Source organism: Actinopolymorpha pittospori (assembly GCF_014873875.1).
GTDB lineage: Bacteria > Actinomycetota > Actinomycetes > Propionibacteriales > Actinopolymorphaceae > Actinopolymorpha > Actinopolymorpha pittospori.
The window spans coordinates 8,354,716-8,369,685 of sequence record NZ_JADBEM010000001.1 but is presented as its reverse complement, the minus strand read 5'-3'; the positions used below and the strand labels follow the sequence as shown (position 1 = coordinate 8,369,685).

Genomic DNA, 14,970 nt, shown 5'->3' with positions numbered 1-14,970 from the left:
CATCCTGCCGGGCAGGCGAATACGTCCCCACATTAACGGTCAAGACCGTATCTAGCGATGTGTCGCAGCGTCAACGTGCGGAGCGCCGACCGTGGGCCGGAGCCGGACTCGACCGGTCCGGTCACATCCTCGTCGGGAAGCGGTTGCCGTTCGGGAGCGATGGTCGCGACCACGCCATTGACACCGGTGGAGAGCGAGTCCTACGGTCAGGACCGTAATTCAGACGCCAGCCCGAGAACCCCTGGGGGCACCCATGTTCGAGCGTGACCGCTCCCGCGGCATGGCCGCTTCTGGCCCGAGCCGACGTGAGATCCTGCGCGGCGCCAGCTTCCTCACCATCGCGGCCGGAGCGGGTGTGCTCAGCGGCTGCTCGATCTTCGAAGAAAGCGGTGCCGGCACCGACCCCGGGGGCGATGGATCCGGCGACGGCAAGCCCACCCAGGTGATGCGGCTCGGCTTCCCCAACTTCGCGGTGATCGACCCGCAGGTCATCACCGACGGCATGTGGCTCGCCCTGCGTGGCGTCTTCGAGGGGCTGGTCTCGCAGAACTCCAAGGGCAGCGACGTCATCCCGGCGGTCGCGGAGCGGTGGACGATCTCGCCGGACGGACTCGTCTACACCTTCCAACTCCGTACGACGGCGAAGTGGTCCAACGGCGATCCCGTCGTCGCGTCGGACTTCGAACGGACCCTGAAGCGGCTGTTCACACCGAGCTCGGCCGCGGCCGGCGGCACCACCATGGGTGCCAACTCCTACCAGGCGGCGACCGGGATCAAGGGTGCCGAGGAGCACCTCGCCGGGACGCTCACCGACTGGTCGCAGGTCGGGGTGAAGGCGAGCGGCGACCACGAGCTCGTCCTGACCCTGAAGAACCCCAACCCCGGCTTCCTCCTCGGGCTGACCCACCCGGCGATGCTCCCGCTGCACATGGACACGGTGGAGGCGCAGCCGAAGGAGTGGCAGAACCCCGGCACCCTCGTGTCCAACGGTCCGTTCAAGCTCTCCACCTGGACGCAGAACTCCTCGATGACGCTCGTCCCCAACGAGAACTACTGGGACCGGGGGAAGGTCTTCCTGACCCGCATCGAGATCACGCTGACGGAGGCCGTCGCGACGGGAACCGCCACCGTTCCGTACGAGAACGGCGAGGTCGACATCGTGGGGGTCACCGACGCCGACGCGCTCCGGTTCAAGAACGACCCGGAGCTGTCCAAGCAGCTGCGCTCGGTGCCGACGTACTCCATCAGCTACCTCGCCAAGCTGCGCAGCGAGAACCCCGCCCTGGACGACGTGCGGGTCCGGCGGGCACTCGCGCTGTCCGCGGGGCGGGCCGACCTCGCCAAGATCGGCCCCGGACTGCGGCCTGCGACGTCCCTGGTCGTCGACGACACACCCGGCTGGGACCCGAGCCTCGCGGTGCGGGAGAACGTCGAGGAGGCACGGCAGCTCCTCGCGCAGGCGGGCTACCCCGGTGGCAAGGGACTGCCGACCGTCCGCATCCTGGCCGGTACCCAGTCGCCGATGGTCGATGTGGTCATCGACTCCTGGAAGAAGAACCTCGGCATCCAGGCCAGGGCCGACATCGTGGAGTCCGGCACCTACGTCGAGCGCCGCTGGAAGGTCCAGACGGGCGACTACATCGGCTTCTACTTCGGTACCTTCGCCGGACTGCACACCTGGCCGGTGATGGTCGGAGTCCTGTGGGGGCCGAAGGACGTCCAGAAGCTCAGCCTCCCGGCGGCCGACTGGGCCCGCTACCAGCAGATCGAGAGCGACTCCGAGCTCACGCCGGTCCAGCGCAACCAGCAGCTCGACGCGATCCTGGCGACCAAGGCGACCGCGCCCTCCAAGCAGATCGGCCAGCTCGTGACGCAGGCGTCCGCGACCCGAGACGAAGCCGCGCAGCTCCAGCTCTTCAAGCAAGCTGCGAAGTTGCGCGACGAGCAGTTCCTGTACTTCCCGCTGATGTGGCAGGACGCGATGTACGCCGTTCGCCCCACCGTCAAGGGGTTGGAACTGCGCGCCGCGCCGGACTTCTTCTACTTCAAGGGCATCAGCATCGAGAAGGGCAGTGCATGAGCGAGCTGAGAGTCGGCCTGGTCGGCGTCAACACTTCGCACGCGGGCGCGTTCGCGCGCCTGCTCAACGAGCGCTCCGTCGCCGACGGAGCGCGGGTCACCTGGGTGTGGGGCGGTGAACTGCGCCCCAACCAGCCCGACGCGCCGACGCTGGCGAAGACCTACGACATCCCCGAGGTCGTGACCGAACCGACCGCGAAGATCGGCGAGACCGACCTCGTCTTGGTCGTGGACGACACCGGTGGCGGCGCCAACCACGTTCCACTGGCCCGACCGTTCGTGGAGGCGGGCGTCCCGACGTTCCTCGACAAACCGATGGCGGTCGACCTGGCGCAGGCCCAGGAGCTGTTCGCCGTGGCCGCGAAGCGAGGCACCCCGGTGACTAGCTCCTCGGCGTTGCGCTTCGCGGTGGAGCTGGAGGCCGACCGCGAGCGGATCGCCGCCCTGGGCGCCCTCTCCTCCGTGGTGAGCGTGGGTCCGGGCGAGTGGTACTACTACGGTGTCCACGCGGTCGAACAGCTCTACGCCGCGGTCGGCGGCGGCGTCGAGTGGGTGCAGCGCTTCACCTGGCCCGACCGGGACGTCGCGGTGCTGTCCTACGCCGACGGACCCACCGCGGTGGTCGAGACGCTGCGCGACGCCGCCTACGCCTTCCACCTCACGATGTACGGCAAGGAGGGCCTGCACGCCGTCCGGATCGCCGACTTCGACGGCTTCTACTCCGGTCAGGTTCGCGCCGCGGTCGAGATGGCCCGCACCGGTACGCCGCCGGTGGCGCCGGAGGAGACCCTCGAACTGCTCGCGGTGCTGCGGGCGGGGGTCCTGTCCGCCGAACGCGACGGTGCGCGGGTCAGCGTGGCGTCGGTCCTCGCCGGAGCCTGACGTGGGGACGGGGTTCCTCGCCTACCTCGGCCGGCGGTTGCTGCGGCTCGTCCTGTCCCTGGTGGCGGTCTCGCTCATCACCTTCACCCTGCTGCAGTTGGCGCCCGGCAACTTCGCCGATATCCAGCGGATCAGCAGTGGTGCGTCGACGATCGGGTCGGCGGGTACCGAGGCCGTCGCCAGCGCGTTCGAGTCGCGGTACGGCGCGGACGTCCCCGTCTGGAAGCAGTACCTCATCTTCATGAAGGGCGCGGTCACCTGGGACTTCGGTCCGTCGTACAAGTACCCGACGCTCGACGTCCAGGACATCATCGCCAAGGCGTTCCCGGTCTCGGCGACGCTGGCTCTGCTGTCGGTGCTGCTCGCCCTGCTCATCGCCTTGCCGGTCGGTGTCTTCGCAGCGCTGCGGCAGAACTCCGTCGCCGATCACGGGATGATGTTCCTCGTGACCCTGGGGCACGCGCTGCCGGGCTTCCTGAGTGCGGCGTTCCTCGTGTTGCTGTTCACCGCCACCCTGCACGTGCTGCCCTCGAGCGGGTTCCAGGGTCCACGCAACCTGGTGATGCCGGTGCTCGCGCTCGCCATCGGGCCGGCCGCCGTCCTCGCGCGCTACGTGCGCTCCAGCATGCTCGAGACGCTGCGGGAGGAGTACGTCACGGCGGCGTACGCGAAGGGCGGTCCCCGGCGAACGGTCATCATCCGGCACGCGTTGCGCAACTCACTGATCCCGCTGGTGACCGTCGTCGGCCCGCTCCTCGCCGGACTCATGACTGGCACGGTGTTCATCGAGGCGTTGTTCCGCATCCCGGGCCTCGGCCTTTACTTCGCGAGTGCCGCCGCGAGCCGGGACATGCCACTGCTGATGGGAAGCACGCTGTTCTTCGCGGTGATCCTGATGGTCACCAACCTCGTCGTCGACCTCGTCTACGGCGTACTCGACCCACGTATCCGCGCCGAAGGGGGGTGGGGACGATCGCGATCTCGGAGGGCGTCGCAGAGGATCTCGCCGCAGGAAGCGTTGTGACAGAGGCCGCCCGGCCGAAGGGCCAGTGGGCCCGCGCCTGGGACAGGTTCCGCGCCAACCGACTGGCCCTGGGGAGTCTGGTCTTCTGCGGGCTGCTTGTGCTCCTGGCCGTCGCGGCGCCGCTGGTCGCACCGCATCACTACGCCGAGACCGACTACGACGCGCGGCTGGCCCCGATCGGGAGCGAAGGGCACCTGCTCGGCACCGACCTGCTCGGACGCGACATCGCGAGCCGGCTCGTCTACGGGCTGCGGACCGCGTTGCTGGTGGCCTTCGGTGCCGAGCTCACGGCCCTGGCGCTGGCCCTGGTGATCGGGCTGGTGGCGGGCTACCGCGGCGGTCGGGTCGAGCAGGGCCTGATGGGCTTCACCGACGTGATGTACGCGTTCCCGAGCTACCTGTTCGCGGTCGTCCTGGTCACGGTCCTCGGCCGCAGTGTCTTCGCCCTGATGCTCGCCATCGGCATCGCGTCGTGGGTGACCCAGGCGCGGTTGGTGCGTGCGCAGGTGCTGACGATCAAACAACGTGAGTACGTCGAGGCCGCCCGCGCGATGGGTGCCCGGGGTCCCACCATCGCCGTCAAGTACATCCTGCCCAACGCCATCGGACCGATCCTCGTCACGACGAGCTTCGCGATCCCGGCGGCGGTCTCGGCGGAGGCGGGGCTCGCGCTGCTGGGTCTGGGAGTCCAGCCGCCGACACCCTCGTGGGGCGCCATGATCACCGACGGGATGCGCTACCTCCTCGCCGCGCCGCAGGTGATGGTGTTCCCCGCCCTGCTCTTCGCGTTGACCCTGCTGGCGTTCACCTGGGTCGGTGACGGACTCCGGGACGCGTTCGACCCGACCGCGGAGCAGCGATGAGTACCGATCTGGTGACGGATCCGGCCCGGGAGCGCGGCGCCGCGACCGCGCCCCTGCTGTCGGTGCGCGACCTGCGCACGCGGTTCCGCAACGGCCGGGAGATCGTGCCGGCGGTCGACGGCGTGAGTTTCGACCTGCACGCCGGCCGGGCGCTCGCCATCGTGGGGGAGAGCGGCAGCGGCAAGACCGTCACCGCGCGCACCTTGATGCGGCTCCTGCCACGCACCGCGACGGTGGCGGGCGGGCAGGTGTGGTTCAACCGCGAGGCGGCCCGGAGGGAGGAGCCCGGACCAGGCCGAGCGGCGGCCCCGTCCCGACGGGCCGGCCGGCGGGAGCGGGCGCGCGTGGTCGCGGACCAGCCGGGGCGTGACCTGCTGACGCTGTCCGAACGCGAGATGCGCCGGGTCCGTGGACGCGACATCGGCATGGTGTTCCAGAACGCCATGGAGGCGATGAACCCCACCCTCACCCTGGAACGCCAACTCACCGAGCACCTGCTCTGGCACGGCGTCTGCGGAAAGGCCGAGGCCCGCGAGCGTGCCGTCCGGGCACTCGGCGACGTCGGCATCCCCGAGCCCGAACGCCGGATCCGGACCTACCCCTTCCAGCTCTCCGGCGGGATGCGCCAGCGCGCGATGATCGCGATGGCGATGCTGACCGAGCCCGCGCTCCTCATCGCCGACGAGCCGACGACGGCCGTCGACGTCACGGTGCAGCGGCAGATCCTCGACCTTCTGGTCGAGGTGAAGAGCCGCGGCACCGGCATCGTGATGATCACCCACGATCTCGGTGTCGCGAGGTACTTCTGTGACGACGTGGTGGTGATGTACGCCGGCCGGGTGGTCGAACGCGCACCGACCCACGAACTGCTCGACGCGCCGAAGCATCCGTACGCCGTGGGCCTGCTCGGCTCCTGCGTGGAGCTGGGCGAGCGGCACCGCCCCCTCGTGTCCATCCAGGGCAGCCCGCCCGACCTGGCCCGGCGCCCGCAGGGGTGCGCGTTCCATCCGCGGTGCGGTCAGGCGGAGCGGCCGCGTTGCCTCACCGACCAGGAGCTGCTCCCGATCTCCGCCGGTCGCGAGGCGGCCTGCTGGAAGGCGGTGACCGATGGCGCCGAGCGCTGAGGCCACGACCCTGATCCGTGCGGAGAATCTCAGCAAGGTCTTCTCGACGCCGGGCGGCGACGTCCTCGCCGTCGACGACGTGACCCTCGACGTGGCGCGGGGCGAGACGCTCGGACTGGTGGGCGAGAGCGGCAGCGGCAAGTCGACGGTCGCGCGCCTGCTCATGTGGCTGCAGTCGCCGACCAGTGGACGGGTGCTCTTCGACGGCACCGATCTCGCGTCGGTCCCGGCCGCGGACCTGCGCGGGGTGCGCCGGCGGATGCAGATGGTCTTCCAGAACCCCTACGGATCGCTGCTCCCGCACTACACCGCCGCCGCCAACGTCGCGGAGCCGCTGCGCCTGCACCGGATCGCTGACAAACAGGGCCGGCGGGAGGAGGCACTCCGGCTGCTGGAGCTGGTCGGTGTCAACCCTCGGTTGGCAGACCTGTATCCGCGACAGTTCTCCGGCGGGCAGCAACAGCGCATCGCGATCGCCCGCGCCCTGGCCCTCAAGCCGGACCTGCTGGTCTGTGACGAACCCACGTCCGCCCTGGACGTCTCGATCCAGGCCCAGATCCTCAACCTGCTGGTCGACCTGCGGGAGCGGCTCGGCCTGACCTGTCTGTTCATCTCCCACAATCTCGCGGTCGTCGAACGCCTCGCCAACCGGGTCGCGGTGATGCGGCACGGGCGGGTGGTCGAACTCGCTCCCACCGAGGAGCTCTTCCGCGCTCCGAAGGACACCTACACCCGGGACCTGCTCGCGGCGGTCCTACCCGTCCGCGGTTCGAACAGCCTCCGGTCGTGAGGGCCCTCCCGCCCGAGCGTCCGGTCGAAGGAGGAAGTCACGTGAGTGCGACCAGTCCGGTCGCGGTGGTGCTCGACGAGGACGCCATCGTGGCCGCCCACGAGCAGGACACCAACGCCTGGTGGCTCTACTCCACCGAGGTCCTCGACCACCTGCGGGTGCCCTACGACGTCGTCCCGCACGACCGCGCGGCCGCCCGGGTGGCGGCGGGAGGTATCGCGGTGTACGCCCGGGAAGGGCGGGTGGTGACGGCGACGGGCGAGTGGGCGTTCGACCCCGGCATCTGGGAACGGATCGTGTCGATCCAGCAGGGCATCCCGGTCGAGACCGACGGAGTGCCCGCACCCGACGGCTCCGCTCCGGTCGACGACGGACTGCTCAAGTGCGACGACGGGATCGTGCTGTCCTACGCCGACGACCGTGCGCTGCCGCCCGGTGAGGCCGGCGCCGATGGTGCGTTCCCGCACGTCTACCCGCCGCCCGCCGCCGCGCCGATCTTTCACCAGGGCACCGCCGACCGGCTGCGGCTGTCGTTCCTCGACGTGCTCTTCGACGCGGCTGCGGCCGCCGGGGTGACCCTGCCCTGGCTGTACTACTGGCCGGCCGGGGTTCCCGCAGTCGCGCACATGTCGCACGACTCCGACGGCAACGTCTCCGAGCAGGCGCTCAGCGGGCTGCGGGTCTTCGACGAGGCGGGGGTGAAGGTGACCTGGTGCCACTGCTACCCCGGTGGCTACGCCCCGGAGGTCGTCGAGGAGATCGCGGCGCGCGGGCACGAACAGGCCCTGCACTACAACGCGATGGGGGACGCCGACATCGCCTCGTGGGGCTGGCCACAGCTGCGCGCGCAGTACGCCTGGGCGCAGGCCCTGACCGGCCGGGAGAACATCGTCTCGAACAAGAACCACTACACCCGCTGGGAGGGCTGGGACGACTTCTTCCTGTGGAGTGAGAAGGTCGGGATCAGGATCGACCAGTCGCGCGGTCCGAGCAAACAGGGCAACGTCGGGTTCCCCTTCGGCTCCTGCCACCTGAGCTTCCCGATGGCCGGTGCCGGCGAGCGCAACCGCCTGATCGACGTCCTCGAGCTTCCGCTGCACACCCAGGACCTCGCCTGGGCGAGCCACGCGTCGATCCGGGACGTCATCCTCGAGGAGGTCCTCGCCCTGCACGGCGTGGCCCACTTCCTGTTCCACTCGGCTCACCTGCACACCAAGCCCTACGTCGCGCAGGCCTGCCGGGAGGTCGCCGTCGAGGCGCGGCGCCGCGGCATGCAGTGGTGGACCAGCGAGCAGCTGAACGACTGGGAACGCTCCCGCCGCGGTGTCCGGCTCTCGGTCGAACCCGGCGCGGGTTCGGGAGAGCTGCGAATCGCGGTGTCCGCCCGCGAGGCGATGAAGGCCACCGGGGTTCTGGTGGCGGTTCCGGGACTCGCCGCCGACGCCTCCGTCAGTGTGGCCGACGGAGCGGCGACCTGTGCGGTCGTGACCCGGCACGGACGACGGCTGCTGGAGCTCGCGGCCGACCTACCGGAAGGGACGTCGCAGTTCACCGTCGTCGTCGGGACGAAGGTGTCGGCATGAGCGACCAGCCACCCGGCCGGCGCGGGTTCCTGCGTGGAGTCGGCGCCTCCGCCCTCGCGTGGGGCGGAGCGGGCCTGCTCGGAACGTCCGCGTTCGAAGGATGGTCCGGCGCTCCCGCGCTGGCCACGACGGCGGACGGCAGCGGGTTCGACTACACCGCGCGCGACACCTTCGACACCTTCGACCGGCTCTTCCACGACAGCGGCGGCGCGGGCCAGCCCGACCAGCCCAACGAGGCCGGCGGTCTCGCCTGGGGCCAGTCGTACGTGCTGGCCGCCTTCATGCGGATGTACGCCGCCTACCGCGACACCTACTACCTCGACCGGCTCGTCCACAACACCGACCTGGTGCTGGGTGTCCGGGACAGCGCGCGTGGGGTCACCGACTACACCGGGCGGTCACAGCCGGCCTGGCGGGCGGCCAACCCGTACACCGTGGGCGCGGTCCGGCTCACCGACGACGCGGGGCTGGACGTTCTCGAGGTACGCAGCGCACTGACCTACGCCGACCAGACCACCGCGACCGTGCGGGCCGGGAGTTCCGTCGACCGGTTCACCCTCGAGGTGAGCAACGCCCGCACCGGCGCGACGGCCACCTTCGCCGACGTGACGATGGACCCGGCCAGCGCCGATTACGTCGTACGTCGGGTCTACGACGCCTATCCCACCCCGACCATGGTCACGGCGCGGGACCTGCGGCCGACTCCGACGGCCGCCGCGCCGCCCCGGTGGGGGGCGTTCGGACTGACGTCCCAGCCGGTGATCTTCGCCGTGCACACCGGCATGATCACCTATCCCATCGCCACGTTCGTCGCGACGGTGTACGCCGAGCCACGGCTTCGCCGGCGGTATGGCGCGAAGGCCGCCGAGTACCTCGAGGCGGTCCGGGCCGCGGTCGCCGTCCACGACCCGGAGTGGGAGGCGGGCGAGGACGGGCTCGGTGCCTTCAGGTGGCCGAAGGGCATGCCGGTGCCCTACGACGGGACCGTCCAGCCCATCAACCAGAGCGTCGCCCTCGGCCGGACCTACCTCGAACTGGTGCGGGCGACCCGGGACTCGACGTACCGGGACCGGGCGGCGCGGCTGGCCCGGATGTTCGCCGGCCAGATCGAGGTCGACGCGGACCAGGCCGCGATCTGGCACTACTGGCCGACGTCGAGCCAGATGTACACCGGTTTCGCCAAGTCCGGTGATCCCGCGACCGACGTCTCCGCCTACACCCCGGCCTACGGCTCGAACGGTGTCGGCGCCCAGCAGTACGAGGACACGAGCCACGGCGCGATCGAGGCCGACTTCGCGGTCCTCGCACACCGGGCCGGAGTGCACTTCCAGACCCCCGACCTCGAACGCCTCGCCCGCACCTACACCCGCAACCTCGCGACGACCACGCCCGAGGGCATCGCGACGACATACGTGCGGGTGGACGGCAGTGGCGGCCTCGCTCCCTCCGGGCAGTACCTCCAGGCACCCCGATGGATGGCGGTCGCCTGGTGGGATCGCGCGGTGTTCACCCACGCCCGGGCGATCTACGACGGCTGGCAGGTGCAGCCGAGTTCGGGGTCGCTGGTCCTGTGTGTCGCGGAGCTCAACTGGTACGCGCGACGGGGAAACTGAGGAACCAGGCGGACCAGACGGCGTCTGTCAGGTCCTGACCCGACCTGACAGGTCCTGTCAGGACCTGACGGACGCTGACGAACGCTGACCACCGCGATCCGGTGCCGTCGCGCGGAGGGGACGCGGCGGCGCCGGGACGCGGGCGCCGGACAGGCGACCGTCCCTGTCTGCTCGACCGGACGCCGCCCCGGGCTCAGAGCGTGGCCGCCTGCGCGAGCACCTTCTCGAACGCGACGGCGATGTCGTGCACGTCCTCCGGCGTGCCGAGCATCGTCGGCTGCGGCAACCACACGGTGTCGGAGGCGAGCCGGTCGGTCACGGGCACGAAGGGTTCGGTGGAGGGCAGGTCGAGCCGCTTGGTGAGGTTCGCGATCTCCGCACGCAGCGCGGCGTTGCGGTGCAGACCGACGTACCCGCTCGAACAGGGGATGCCCTCGGCGGCGAGCGCCCGGACGAAGGCGTCCCTGCGGCCGACGGCGCCCAGGGCGGGCAGCCTGACCAGGAAGAGGTGCCGGCCGTGCGCTGTCACCGAGGGGTCGGTGGAGGGCAGCCACACCCCGTCGAGCTCACCCAGCAGCGAACCCAGCAAGGTGGCGTTGCTCTCGCGCCGGTGCTGCTGGTCGGGATGGTCGCGGAGCTGGCCGGCGAGTACCGCCGCCTGGAACTCCGTGAGCCGCAGGTTGTAGCCGAGGTGCTCATGTTGGTACCACCCGCCGCCCCGGACCCGGCCGACGTTGGCGAGGGAGTACAACCGGTCCGCCAGCCCATCGTCGTTCGTGACGACGGCGCCGCCCTCACCGGCACTCATGTTCTTCGAACTCTGGAAGCTGAACGTCCCCAGGTCGGCGATCGCCCCGACGCGGCGGCCACGCCACTCCGCGCCATGGGCCTGGGCGGCATCCTCGATGACGGCGATGCCGTGTGTGCGGCCGAGCGCGGTGAACGCGTCCATGTCGCAGGGCCGGCCGGCGATGTGGACCGGCATCACGGCGCGGGTGCGTGGCGTGATGGCCGCCTCCGCCGCGACGGGATCCAGCAGGTGCGTGTCCGGTTGGACGTCCGCGAACACCGGGACCGCCCCCACGAAGGTCACGGCCGCCGCGCTCGCGATGAAGGTGTACGGCGGAACGACGACCTCGTCCCCGATTCCCACACCCGCGGCGCGCAGGGCGGCGACCAGCGCGAGCGTGCCGTTGCAGACGCACACGCAGTGGGCCGCCTGCTGGTAGCGGGCGAAGTCCTCCTCGAACGCCGTCACCCGGGTGCCGTGCGTGCTACCCCACCTGCCCGAGGTCAGGACGTCGAGGAGTTCGGTCTCCGTCGAGTCCGTGGCCGCGTCCGTGGCCGAGTCTGTGGCCGCCGCGGCCGGCCAGGCGGGGAAGGGGCGGGTCCGGATCGGCTCTCCGCCGTGGAGGGCGAGCGTGCTTGCCATCTGTGGGGTCACCTCGTTGGTCGGCTGAACGGGCAGGGCATGTGTCCGACGGTTGGGTCTCGGCCGGTCCACTCCCTGCCAGGAGCTTGACGGTTGGTCGACTTTAGGTCAAGACCGTATAGATTGTTCTGGCCAGCGGTCACCCAGATCCCGTGAGGTAGCCATGACCCAACCCATGAGCAAGCCCACGAACCAGTCCACGAACCAGTCCACGAACCAGCAGGGAAACGAGAACCTCGCCCTGGACGGTGGCGCTCCGGTTCGCACGACGCCCTTCCCCAGTGTCGGCAACGCGAGTGGTCGCACCCTCGGAGCGGAGGAGTTGGCGGCGCTCACCCGGGTGCTCGCCTCCGGCCAGTTGAACAGCACGGTGGGCGGTGAGACCCGCCGGCTGGAAGGCGAGTTCGCCGACTACTACGCGATCGAGCACGCCCTCGCGTCGAGTTCGGGCACGGCCGCGCTGCACCTCGCGGTCGGCGCGATCGACCCCGAGCCCGGTGACGAGATCATCACCACGCCGATCAGCGACGCCGGCACCGTGCTGCCGATGCTGATGCAGAACGCCGTACCCGTGTTCGCCGACGTCGACCCACGCACCGGGAACCTCGACGTGGAGTCGGTCCGCGCGTGCATCACCGAACGGACCAGGGCGATTTTCGCCGTCCACCTGTTCGGCTCCCCGGCCCCGGTCGCCGCGCTCCGCGAGCTCGCCGACGCGCACGGGATCCTGCTCGTCGAGGACTGCGCCCAGGCCTACCTCACGCGCTGTCCCGACGGCCGGCTCGCCGGCACGGTCGGGCACATCGGGTGCTTCAGCCTCCAACAGTCCAAGCACATCACCGCGGGCGACGGCGGACTGTGTGTCACCGCCGACGCCGAACTCGCGCGCAGGATGCGCCTCTTCGCCGACAAGGGCTGGCCGCGCGACACCGACGAGCGCACGCACCTCTTCCTGTCCACCAACTACCGCATGACCGAACTCCAGGCGGCGGTCGCACGCGCCCAGCTGCCCAAGCTGGCCGGCGTGGTGGACGACCGTCGCGGCGGCGCGCGCCGACTGACCTCCGCACTGGCGTCACTGGCTGGGCTCGCCGTGCCGCCCCACGACGGCATGAGCTACTGGCAGTACCCCCTCGTGGTCGACCCGGCGCTGGCCGGCGGGACCTGCCACGACTACGGCAAGGCGCTCGCGGCGGAAGGGATTCCGGCCAACGGTGGTTACCTGAACCGGCCGCTGTACCGGACGCCCGTCCTGGCCGATCGGCGTACCTACGGCCAGTCGGGCTACCCACTCCAGGTGCCACCGGCTCGGGTCGAGCCACGCTATGACGTCGGCCTGTGCCCGGAGGCGGAGCGGCTGATCGGGGAGCGGCTGCTGGTGATCTCCTGGAACGAGCGCTACACCGACGCCGACGTCGACGACATCGCGGCGGCGGTGCGCAAGGTCCATCACGCCCTCACGCGGTCTCGCTAGCGGTCGACATGCCGGCAGCGGTGCCGGCGAGCAGGACGATCGCGGCCGCGCCCCGTGCTCACACCGTCGCGAACGACGCCATCATCGCCATGTCCTCGTGCTCGAGGTTGTGGCAGTGCAACATGAACGCGCCGCGATGGTCGGTGAACCGGACGGCGACCTCGACGGTCTCGGTCGGTCGGAGGTCGACGGTGTCCTTCCAGCCGCTCTCGGAGTCGCTGGGCGAATGGTTGCCTCGTCGCAGCACCTGGAACGGGTCGAGGTGGATGTGCACCGGGTGGTGCAGGTCGGCGGTGAAGCGCCAGATCTCGATGTCGCCCAGCCTCGGGCGGGCGTCCATGCGGCGCGGGTCGAAGGGCTTGCCGTTGATGGTCCAGCCCTTGTGCTCCTCGTTGATCACGCCACGCGCGAACCGCCACTCGCGGGTGTGTACGGCCTTGGCCGGATCCAGGCGTTCGATGGTGCTCAACCGGTCAGGCACCCGCGAGTCGTCTCGGACCTTGCGCGTGACCCGGAAGCGCATCACCCGCGCGGTCGGTCCGCTGCCCAACTGGTTCGTCATCGTCACCACGGTGCCCGGCCGGTATCCGGAGAAGTCCACCACCACGTCGAACCGCTCCGCCGGGGCGGCCACGATCGACTGCAGTTCGACGGAACGTTCGAGCAGACCACCGTCGCCACCGACCTGGACGAACGGGACAGAGGTGCTGTCGCCGGTACGCAGCGCGAACTGGTAGCGACGTGCGTTCGAGGCGTTCAGGATCCGGAAGCGGTAGCGCGCGGCGTCCACCTCGAGTTCGGGCCACGGCGCGCCGTTGACGAGGATGACGTCACCGAGCACGCCCTCCATGAAGTCGGCGTCGACGCCGGGTGTGGAGCGGAGCTCCCGGTCGAGGGAGGGGTAGCGGAACGCCCCGTCGTGCTCGAACGCCCGGTCGCAGATCATCAGCGGAATGTCCCGCTCGCCCTTCGGCAGCGGCAGCGCCGCCTCCTCGTCGTCGTGGACGAGGTGGAAGCCGGCGAGCCCGCGATAGACCTGCGGAGCGGTGAAGTCCATCCGGTGGTCGTGGTACCACAACGTCGCGGCACGCTGGTCGAGCGGATAGGTGTAGTCGCGCTGGCCCTTGGCCACGTCGCCGGTCATCATGGCGGCCCCGTGACCGGTCGAGGCGTGGCTCGCCCCCGGACTCCACCCGGCACTCGGCAGCAGCAGGTCGATGGGGTAGCCGTCACTACTGGCCGGCGTGTGCCCGCCGTGCAGGTGGACCACGGTCGGAACCGGAAGCTCGTTGCGGTGGCGTACGACGATGCGCCGTCCACTGCGGCTGATGAGGGTGGGGCCGGGGAAGATGCCGTCGTAGCCCAGGATCGGCGTCCGCAGGCCCGGCAGGATTCGCGCGTCGGCCACCTTCTGGACGACCTCGTAGTAGTCGGTCGTCGCGTCGCTGCGCAGGGGCTTCTTGACCGGCGGGATCGGCAACCGGACGGTGTACGGCTTCGGCAGGGATGCCCGACTCGGCAACAGTTGGGCGGTCTGGCCGGTGCTGTCCCGACCGCAGGCGCCGAGGGCGACGGCCGCGCCGGCGGCACCGACCATGCCCAGGAAACCGCGTCGCGACAGGGTGGGACGCACGGCGGACGGACGTCGGTAGGCGCTCATCGGCGGCGCTCCCTGCGTGCTCGGGCCTGGCGGGCGCGCGGCCCGAACAGCCAGACGGTGAAAAGGACCTGGGTGGCGATCAACGTGACCCCGAGGGGGATGTGGACGAGCAGGTTCTGGGAGTACCCGAAGATCTTCTGCGTCTCCTCGGCGAGTTCGAGCCCCACGGCCAGCAGGACCGGCCACCATCGGCCCCGGCCCCGCCAGCCGTAGAACACCGCGGCGACGAGTTGGGCGAACGCCGCGGCGGTGACCATGTGCGCGTTGGTCTCGTGGTTGGCGATGGCGTTGAGGTCGCCGGCGAGGTACTCACCGGCCAGGACCGGCTGGAGGAAGATCAGCAGCGAATGCAGGATCGCCGTGATGCGCAGGGCCCACAGGCTCGCCCGTGGTCTCCTCGCCGTCTTCGCGGGTGGGGTGAGTGTGTCGGTCGAGATGGTCACGTT

12 protein-coding genes are annotated in these 14,970 nt (G+C 70.4%); 9 read left to right on the top strand and 3 right to left on the bottom strand.

The window, feature by feature from the left end; genetic code table 11:
- Positions 1–253 precede the first annotated feature (253 nt).
- Genes HEB94_RS38840 through HEB94_RS38805 form a run of 8 tightly spaced genes read left to right on the top strand, consistent with a single transcriptional unit; the run spans position 254 to position 9,958 of the window.
- Positions 254–2,080, top strand: a complete 1,827-nt coding sequence (locus HEB94_RS38840) for a peptide ABC transporter substrate-binding protein (protein ID WP_192754457.1) — start codon at positions 254–256, stop codon at positions 2,078–2,080.
- Positions 2,077–2,961, top strand: a complete 885-nt coding sequence (locus tag HEB94_RS38835; RefSeq protein WP_192754456.1) for a Gfo/Idh/MocA family protein — start codon at positions 2,077–2,079, stop codon at positions 2,959–2,961. The genes HEB94_RS38840 and HEB94_RS38835 overlap by 4 nt, the downstream gene beginning before the upstream one ends.
- A 1-nt stretch (position 2,962) precedes the next feature.
- The gene (locus HEB94_RS38830; protein ID WP_192754455.1) at positions 2,963–3,985 is read left to right on the top strand and encodes an ABC transporter permease subunit; all 1,023 of its coding nucleotides are present in this window, start codon (positions 2,963–2,965) and stop codon (positions 3,983–3,985) included.
- Complete coding sequence (locus tag HEB94_RS38825; RefSeq protein ID WP_337918226.1) at positions 3,982–4,848, top strand: ABC transporter permease; 867 nt, start codon at positions 3,982–3,984, stop codon at positions 4,846–4,848. Before HEB94_RS38830 ends, HEB94_RS38825 begins: the two co-directional genes overlap by 4 nt.
- The gene (locus tag HEB94_RS38820; protein ID WP_192754453.1) at positions 4,845–5,972 is read left to right on the top strand and encodes an ABC transporter ATP-binding protein; all 1,128 of its coding nucleotides are present in this window, start codon (positions 4,845–4,847) and stop codon (positions 5,970–5,972) included. Before HEB94_RS38825 ends, HEB94_RS38820 begins: the two co-directional genes overlap by 4 nt.
- Complete coding sequence (locus tag HEB94_RS38815; protein WP_192754452.1) at positions 5,956–6,762, top strand: ATP-binding cassette domain-containing protein; 807 nt, start codon at positions 5,956–5,958, stop codon at positions 6,760–6,762. Before HEB94_RS38820 ends, HEB94_RS38815 begins: the two co-directional genes overlap by 17 nt.
- A 41-nt stretch (positions 6,763–6,803) precedes the next feature.
- Positions 6,804–8,345: a polysaccharide deacetylase family protein gene (locus tag HEB94_RS38810; RefSeq protein ID WP_192754451.1), complete on the top strand. Its 1,542-nt coding sequence runs from the start codon at positions 6,804–6,806 to the stop codon at positions 8,343–8,345.
- A complete protein-coding gene (locus HEB94_RS38805; protein ID WP_192754450.1) occupies positions 8,342–9,958 on the top strand; it encodes a hypothetical protein in 1,617 nt (538 codons plus the stop codon). The genes HEB94_RS38810 and HEB94_RS38805 overlap by 4 nt, the downstream gene beginning before the upstream one ends.
- 193 nt (positions 9,959–10,151) lie before the next feature.
- Here the strand turns inward: HEB94_RS38805 and HEB94_RS38800 are convergent, their stop codons facing one another.
- Positions 10,152–11,390 carry a DegT/DnrJ/EryC1/StrS family aminotransferase gene (locus HEB94_RS38800; protein ID WP_192754449.1) on the bottom strand — a complete coding sequence of 413 codons (1,239 nt, stop codon included), beginning with the start codon at positions 11,388–11,390 and terminating at the stop codon, positions 10,152–10,154.
- Between the two features lie 175 nt (positions 11,391–11,565).
- On the opposite strand from HEB94_RS38800, the gene HEB94_RS38795 reads away from it, so the two are divergent.
- Entirely contained in the window at positions 11,566–12,864 is a 1,299-nt protein-coding gene (locus HEB94_RS38795) for a DegT/DnrJ/EryC1/StrS family aminotransferase (protein ID WP_192754448.1), read from the top strand.
- Between the two features lie 58 nt (positions 12,865–12,922).
- On the opposite strand, the gene HEB94_RS38790 is transcribed toward HEB94_RS38795, so the two are convergent.
- Both HEB94_RS38790 and HEB94_RS38785 read right to left on the bottom strand, forming a co-directional pair.
- Positions 12,923–14,524: a multicopper oxidase family protein gene (locus tag HEB94_RS38790; RefSeq protein WP_192754447.1), complete on the bottom strand. Its 1,602-nt coding sequence runs from the start codon at positions 14,522–14,524 to the stop codon at positions 12,923–12,925.
- The gene (locus tag HEB94_RS38785; protein ID WP_192754446.1) at positions 14,521–14,967 is read right to left on the bottom strand and encodes a hypothetical protein; all 447 of its coding nucleotides are present in this window, start codon (positions 14,965–14,967) and stop codon (positions 14,521–14,523) included. The genes HEB94_RS38790 and HEB94_RS38785 overlap by 4 nt, the downstream gene beginning before the upstream one ends.
- Positions 14,968–14,970: the final 3 nt, after the last annotated feature.

Coding starts and splice junctions, on each gene's coding strand:
- HEB94_RS38840 (WP_192754457.1), top strand. CDS start 254: ATGTTCGAGCGTGACCGCTCCCGCGGCATGGCCGCTTCTGGCCCGAGC.
- HEB94_RS38835 (WP_192754456.1), top strand. CDS start 2,077: ATGAGCGAGCTGAGAGTCGGCCTGGTCGGCGTCAACACTTCGCACGCG.
- HEB94_RS38820 (WP_192754453.1), top strand. CDS start 4,845: ATGAGTACCGATCTGGTGACGGATCCGGCCCGGGAGCGCGGCGCCGCG.
- HEB94_RS38815 (WP_192754452.1), top strand. CDS start 5,956: ATGGCGCCGAGCGCTGAGGCCACGACCCTGATCCGTGCGGAGAATCTC.
- HEB94_RS38805 (WP_192754450.1), top strand. CDS start 8,342: ATGAGCGACCAGCCACCCGGCCGGCGCGGGTTCCTGCGTGGAGTCGGC.
- HEB94_RS38800 (WP_192754449.1), bottom strand. CDS start 11,390: ATGGCAAGCACGCTCGCCCTCCACGGCGGAGAGCCGATCCGGACCCGC.
- HEB94_RS38795 (WP_192754448.1), top strand. CDS start 11,566: ATGAGCAAGCCCACGAACCAGTCCACGAACCAGTCCACGAACCAGCAG.
- HEB94_RS38790 (WP_192754447.1), bottom strand. CDS start 14,524: ATGAGCGCCTACCGACGTCCGTCCGCCGTGCGTCCCACCCTGTCGCGA.